Origin of the sequence: Rhodoferax sp., assembly GCF_023700745.1 — a bacterium.
In the GTDB taxonomy this organism is placed as follows: Bacteria; Pseudomonadota; Gammaproteobacteria; order Burkholderiales; family Burkholderiaceae_C; genus Rhodoferax.
Window position 1 is genome coordinate 89,134 of record NZ_JAMPYG010000013.1, and the last position, 6,226, is coordinate 95,359.

The following is a 6,226-nucleotide window of genomic DNA, read 5'->3' on the forward strand; positions in this document are numbered from 1 at the left end:
TCGGCCCTTTTGGGCCACCATCTCAAATCGCGATTTCAGATGGTTGGCAGCTTCCGCGACCACTGGTAGTGGGCACGGATGTTCTTGCGGGCATTGGGCTGGTTTTTGGGATAGACGCCGAGCTTGTCCACAATGAGCGCTTCCAATTCAGCCTCGGGAATGTCTTTGATGCCAATTTCGCGCAGGATGAGCATGGCGTACCGCAACAGATCGAGCCCGGCCTGTTGCTTGTTCCCAGGGCCAGCCAGGGCGCTGCGCAAGTTCTTGAAGAAGGCTTTGTTATCCCTGATCTGAGCACGGGCAATCAACGTCATGGCTGTGGGACAACCGATGACAGCGCGATCCATTCGGATGGCCTTCAACAGTGAATCCTGGTTGTTGTTTTCGCGCACGTCCTGGAGTAGGCTAGAAATGCTGCGGCCATAGGTTGCCATACTTTGAATGGTACGGCCCAGGGAGTACACCAGAACCATAACAACCTCTTTGTCGAACTCTGGATGATGCGGCTTATCTTCGACATCATCCCGTTTTCTGATCAGTTCCAGGACCGCTTCCTGGGGATCATGGGAGGTCGCCATGTCATGAACTTCCTCGTGCCGATTCAGGGCAACAGTTACCAGGCTCAAGTGATCAATGAATGACAATTCGTACACATTGCTGTAAAGGCCATAGTCCCCAGGCATGACGCTGTCGAATTTTGCAGCGGGGGTACTTGCGAGGTGAGCATTCATGCCACGCAACATCGACAACAGTTCGGGCAGGAATTGCAGCAACTCGTGAAACTGATCGGCGGTGAGTTTTCCGTATTCTTTTTCCATTTGCTGGGGAGGATAGCGCACTCACACACGAACTCCCTTCGCCAGCGGTTTGTGCCTCTAGAATCAAAATAATGGGCATGGCAATACTGTTTCACGCAAAATGACGTTCAACAACAATTAAACGGGAGGGAATGATGAAATTGGCCGAAGCCCTACAGGCGTTCTTTCTGACGGCAAAGAATCCTGTACTGTTTGCTGGTGCAGGTGTTTCTATGAGGGTTGGGCTACCAAGTTGGCCCAAGTTATTGAAAGACATTGCCAACCAAATAAGAGATGATGATCCCCTTGCTGCTGCCCACATTGATCAAGCCGTCGCATCTAATCAACTACTGTACGCAGCGACTATTTTTGATGCGAATCCGGCGCTTACCCCCGTTGCAAAACGAAAGATTTTGCGAAAATTACTAAGCCAGGAAAATGTAGATCGCTTGCGCTCATTGGCAAGCCTACCGGTCAGCGCGATCGCAACGACGAATTTTGATCGTACTTTGTCTAATGCCTATGCAGCCGCACTTGGAAAATCAGCAATCGAATATCACTATGGATCCGCAGAGTTCATCTCAACGACTTTGGAACAGGAATTTTTTATAAGTCGCATTCATGGCCGTATAGAGGGTCAGGAACCAATAGTATTCACGGATTCACAATACCAACATGCTTTGGTAGATCCTCATTATCTAGATGTAATTCGGTACCTATTCACACAACGAACTTTGTTGATCGTCGGATTTTCGTTCTTGGACCCTGCGCTTCAAGCAGTCCTGTCCGCTGTCGAAAAAATGTATGGTGGACGAAGTATGGGGGAGCATCTTGCACTGTTACCAGAGGATGCCGATGATTCCTTCGTCTCAAAGCTGGCACGATACAACATACGCAAGATAACTTATTCCCATGCTGACAATCACGCAGAGTTGTGGCAGGCAATCGATGAATTCGTGTCATCAAAGAACGGCACAAAATCGCCAAGCAAAGAGCTGAGTCCACCAACAGTACAAATGGTGGGACCACTTGATCCTATGAAGCGATTTTTGGCTGCCACCTTTGCCAGATTGGATCTTCGACAGGATGCAGAAACTCTACGAAACGTCACTTTCGAAGGAGTCATTCTTGGAACAATTATTGATGAGGAAAAGGGAATCTCACTGGAAGAACTACATGGAAGACTTAATTCCCACTTTGGATTGGACCGGCAAACCACCAACGAAATTCTAAAGAGCGCACTTGAAAAGTTGCGTGGAGAAAAACTAGTCACCCGACAGAAACAACCAAATCGAGGCGATGTATTTTTCAAATCGGATGAAGTCGTCGTCAACCCACTTCAAGTTGCAACAGAATCCCTAGGTCGGGCCGTTGTAGATCGAATTAAGGTTATGTTTGGCGTCGGGTCCACTTCGGACATGAGGACAGGCATTGCGAACACTATTCAAGGATTAATTGAAAGTCGTGGATGGGACCTAGGTGCAGCGTTCATACACAATTCGACGCCACCAGACATCGATATTGAACATCATGTTCGAGACGGGTGCCGTCTGTTGACGCAAGCGCAGTTGAACCACATTACCTCTGCGATGAAACACCTTCTTGTTTCTCCGACACCGGCCGAAGCCAAGTTACTGGCAGAAATTGGGAGAGTCAGCTTTTCAATTGCGCTAATTTTCGCCGCTCCAAGGACCGCTATAAGTCATGGCTCATTACTTCCAGAACGTGTCTACTTAGACGCGAGTGTCCTCCTTCCAGCCCTGGTTCCTGGTCATAAATTTCACGACCTATATCAGTCGACCATCCGTGCATTGCACAAGATTTCGCGCAAAGTGGGAAGGACGTTTTCAGTACTTGTTTATGACGGCTACCTGAACGAGGTGGTCAGCCATCGCCGGCGGGCGGTTTCAGAATACGAAATGGAAGGAGAAGGATTTAATGACTTCGCGATCCGTCTAGCGACGTTGGATGGGCCTCAGAATATGAACGTTTACATAGGTGCATTTGCACAGCACCTATTGTCAGAGCCAACACTTGACTTCTCTGAATTTCTTGCACGTTATGCGCCCTATAGGACAGAAAATGAGCTTGAGCAGTACATCAAGAAACTCAACATCCTAACTCTTAAAAAGAACGAAATCATTGGCGACGGGTATAGCGAGATTTCGTTCGAATTGACAAAAGCATACGCTCAAGATGGTGATCGGATAAAGAACCCAACCCTGATCGAACACGATGCCGTTCAGCTTTCGGCACTTGAAAGGGAGGCCAGTAAAGGACTCCGGTCGATTTGGGTAACGGCGGATAAAAAGCTGAAGCAAAAACTTGTAGCTGCACGATTTGACGCAATAGCAGATCAAATGATTAGTCATTTCGGTCTGGCAGAACTTGTAGACTTTGTGTCCGATTACGAGCCATCATACTTTGGAGCCGTAGGTCTACTGTGGGGAGTAGCCCCATCTGACGAGACATCTCGTGTACGAGAATTCTTAGTTAACAAAGCCTTGCAATCATATGATGAAGCGTATGCAATGGAAATGCAGGAGCTTGTTGGCGATATCTCACAAGCCTATCAGCGAGAGGCAGAACGACAAGGCATCTCACTAGACTCGAAAAACCCAAGTAGCAGAGTAAAGGCGCTTCACATTTTAGGTGGCTTCGAAAACGATTTTTTTGAGGCCCTTCGCAAAAAGATCGAATTGCGAGAGCGACAGGGATCAGCGTGACAATCTTGACGATTCCCAACGAAACGTGACGAGCGAAGACGAGCCTAAATCATTGATAAATAAGGGTTTTATCCCCTGTTAATCCGTAGGTCCCTGGTTCGAGCCCAGGTCGAGGAGCCAATTAGATGCAGAGATGGGCACTCCCGCAGTGCCCTTTTCTTTTTGTGCCGCCGCAGCCAGCAAAGCCGCCTTCTTGCCGCGCATCACCACCCGTTTTCCGTCAAAGGTAAGCGCGCAGCGAACCCATCTTGACCACAGGGCAGCGACTGTGGCTGAGAATCAAAGAGCGTGAACTTGTGGTTGCCAGCGGTGCGGCAACAACTCATGAATCTGACTGGCCCGCTGTGTTGGCAGGCGCGTCAGGACATCCTTGAGATAGGCATATGGATCATGCCCATTGAGTTTGGCACTCTGGATCAGACTCATCACCGCAGCACCACGCTTGCCCGCACGCAGTGAACCGGCAAACAGCCAGTTGTTGCGACCGATGGCAATCGGACGGATCTGATTCTCAATATGGTTGTTGTCCACCGGCAGCTGACCGTCACCGACAAAGCGCGTGAGTGCGCCCCAGCGACGCAGACTGTAATCCAGCGCCTTGGCCGTAGCCGTTCCATCCGTGATCTTCTGCCGATTCAGGATCATCCACTGGTGCAAGGTGTCGAGCAGTGGTTTGGATCGTTCCTGGCGCATCCGCCTTCGCTCATCGGGCAGCAGTTCTTTGATTTCCCGCTCAACCTCGTAAATCCTGCCAATCTGCTCCAGCGCACTGTGTGCGATCTGGCTCTTGTTGGCGGCATGTAAGTCAAAGAACTTGCGCCGGGCATGCGCCAGACAACCGACTTCGGTCACCCCCTGGGTCATCAGTTGCTTGTAGCCACTGAAGTCATCACAGACCAAGCTACCGCGCCAGTCACCCAGAAAGGTCTTTGCATTCTCACCGGCACGGCTTTCACAGAAGTCATAGACCACCGCCCTGGTGTCTTCAAAGGCACCCGCAGCGTAAGCCCACAGGTAGGCCCGGTGTGTTTTGCCATTGCCGGGCTTGAGCATCTGCACCGGAGTCTCATCGGCATGAATGACACTGTGCTGCAGGATGTCGGCCTTCAGTGCATCAACCAGGGGTTGCAACTGCACACCACAGCTGCCCACCCAGGCTCCCAGCGTGGAGCGGGCAATGGCCAAACCGGCACGACCAAAGATGGCCTCCTGACGGTACAGAGGCAGATGATCGGCAAACTTGGCCACCAGCACCTGGGCCAGCAGACCTGTGGTGGGAATGCCTTTGTCGATGATGTGCGCATCAACCGGGGCCTGGATCAGCGTTTCGCACTTGGCGCATGCCCATTTGCCGCGGATGTGACGTTCCACACTGAAGGCGCCGGGCTGGTAGTCCAGCTTCTCGGCGACATCTTCACCGATGCGTTTCATCTGGCAGCCGCAGCGACAGGTGGTGGCGTCAGGCTCGTGGTGGATCTCGATGCGGGGCAGATTCGCGGGCAGCGGCTGGCGTTTGGGTTGTTCCTTGACGCGGGGCGCAGGCGCATCGCAGGAGCTGAGTTGTTCGATCTCGTCGTTCACCGCCTGCAAGTCTTCATCGAGGGTTTCTTCCAGCAGGCTTCTTTGCTCGGCGCCAAAGCGCTCGCTCTGGGCGGCAAACTTCAGGCGTTTGAGCATGGCATTCTCATGCGTGAGCTTGTCGATGGTGGCTTGTTTGAAGGTGACCGTCTTGAGCAGGGACTGCACCACTTCGCGCAGTTCGTCTGCGCTCATGTGGGGGAGTTGCTCAGAAGCGATCACCATGAAACGCAGTGTCTCATTGGCGAACGAAATGCACCATTGGTGCTTTTACTTATTGACTTGTGCGCTACATATTTTGATGATTCAAACTACGCCGATGATGCCTGCTGCGCCCATGCGCTGCCAGGGCAGTCCGAGCACCAAGGCGTCGAATTGGACACGGTTCAGACTCAATTGTTGGCTTGCACTTCCCATTGGCCAGAAAAATTTGCCCTGGTGCAGTCGGCGTGCCGCCAACCAGATGCCGATACCGTCATGCACCAGAACCTTCAATCGGTTTGCTCTTCTGTTGGCGAATAGATAGGCTGTGTGCGGATGGGCAGCACCAAAGACGGATACGACACGCGCCAAGGCGGTATCGGTGCCAGCTCGCATGTCCATGGGGGCTGTTGCCAGCCAGATGGTATCGATGCGGATCACTTGAGAATCGCCCGCGTCCATTGCGCCAAGTCGCCAGCGTCGCTGATGGGCCAGGTGACGATCATCGAGACTGCACCTTTGCGAAGCTCTACCTTGATGTCGCAGGCTGTGGGCTCTAGCATGCCACCGGTGGGTAGCTTCAAGGGGATGAATGCGGGGCGAGGTGAAGTTACGACAGCGACACCCATCGGAGCTGGCCCGATAGGTCGGTGGCGCCCGTCACGCTCATGCTCCTTGAGCCAGCGGTGCAATACGTTGGCATTCATGCCGTGTTGCAAGGCTATGGCGGCAATGGAAGCACCCGGTTGCTGGCAGGCCGCAACCAACTCGGCTTTGAACTGGCGCGTGTAGGTGCGGTGGGTACGCCGGGTCGAATATCTGGCAAGGTCTGGTTCTTTGAGCATGGTGTGCACGATGAGTTACGTGCACACGATCTTGCGAGATACCAGACTTCAATTCAAGGTGGGTTCACCGGACGCTTAC

At 52.3% G+C, this 6,226-nt stretch carries 5 protein-coding genes; 1 reads left to right on the forward strand and 4 read right to left on the reverse strand.

The genetic code is table 11. From position 1 onward, the window contains the following. Window positions 1-35: 35 nt before the first annotated feature. Window positions 36-818: a hypothetical protein gene (locus NDJ10_RS11265; RefSeq protein ID WP_296162226.1), complete on the reverse strand. Its 783-nt coding sequence runs from the start codon at window positions 816-818 to the stop codon at window positions 36-38. A 134-nt stretch (window positions 819-952) separates the two neighbouring features. Between NDJ10_RS11265 and NDJ10_RS11270 the strand changes: the two genes are divergently transcribed. Next, complete coding sequence (locus NDJ10_RS11270; protein ID WP_296162228.1) at window positions 953-3,523, forward strand: SIR2 family protein; 2,571 nt, start codon at window positions 953-955, stop codon at window positions 3,521-3,523. 279 nt (window positions 3,524-3,802) lie between these two features. Here NDJ10_RS11270 and NDJ10_RS11275 read toward each other — a convergent pair whose 3' ends face one another. The 3 genes from NDJ10_RS11275 to NDJ10_RS11285 form a co-directional block, all read right to left on the reverse strand. After that, on the reverse strand, window positions 3,803-5,296 hold the full coding sequence (locus tag NDJ10_RS11275; protein WP_296162242.1) for an IS66 family transposase: 1,494 nt from the start codon (window positions 5,294-5,296) through the stop codon (window positions 3,803-3,805). Window positions 5,297-5,407: 111 nt separating this feature from the next. Continuing rightward, the gene (gene tnpB, locus NDJ10_RS11280; RefSeq protein WP_296162230.1) at window positions 5,408-5,764 is read right to left on the reverse strand and encodes an IS66 family insertion sequence element accessory protein TnpB; all 357 of its coding nucleotides are present in this window, start codon (window positions 5,762-5,764) and stop codon (window positions 5,408-5,410) included. Further along, window positions 5,740-6,147 carry a transposase gene (locus NDJ10_RS11285; protein ID WP_296162232.1) on the reverse strand — a complete coding sequence of 136 codons (408 nt, stop codon included), beginning with the start codon at window positions 6,145-6,147 and terminating at the stop codon, window positions 5,740-5,742. The genes tnpB and NDJ10_RS11285 overlap by 25 nt, the downstream gene beginning before the upstream one ends. Between the last annotated feature and the right edge of the window lie 79 nt (window positions 6,148-6,226).

What these genes read in the sequence shown, in the direction of transcription:
- NDJ10_RS11265 (WP_296162226.1), bottom strand. Translation starts at nt 818, where the DNA reads ATGGAAAAAGAATACGGAAAACTCACCGCCGATCAGTTTCACGAGTTG.
- NDJ10_RS11270 (WP_296162228.1), top strand. Translation starts at nt 953, where the DNA reads ATGAAATTGGCCGAAGCCCTACAGGCGTTCTTTCTGACGGCAAAGAAT.
- NDJ10_RS11275 (WP_296162242.1), bottom strand. Translation starts at nt 5,296, where the DNA reads ATGAGCGCAGACGAACTGCGCGAAGTGGTGCAGTCCCTGCTCAAGACG.
- tnpB (WP_296162230.1), bottom strand. Translation starts at nt 5,764, where the DNA reads ATGGACGCGGGCGATTCTCAAGTGATCCGCATCGATACCATCTGGCTG.
- NDJ10_RS11285 (WP_296162232.1), bottom strand. Translation starts at nt 6,147, where the DNA reads ATGCTCAAAGAACCAGACCTTGCCAGATATTCGACCCGGCGTACCCAC.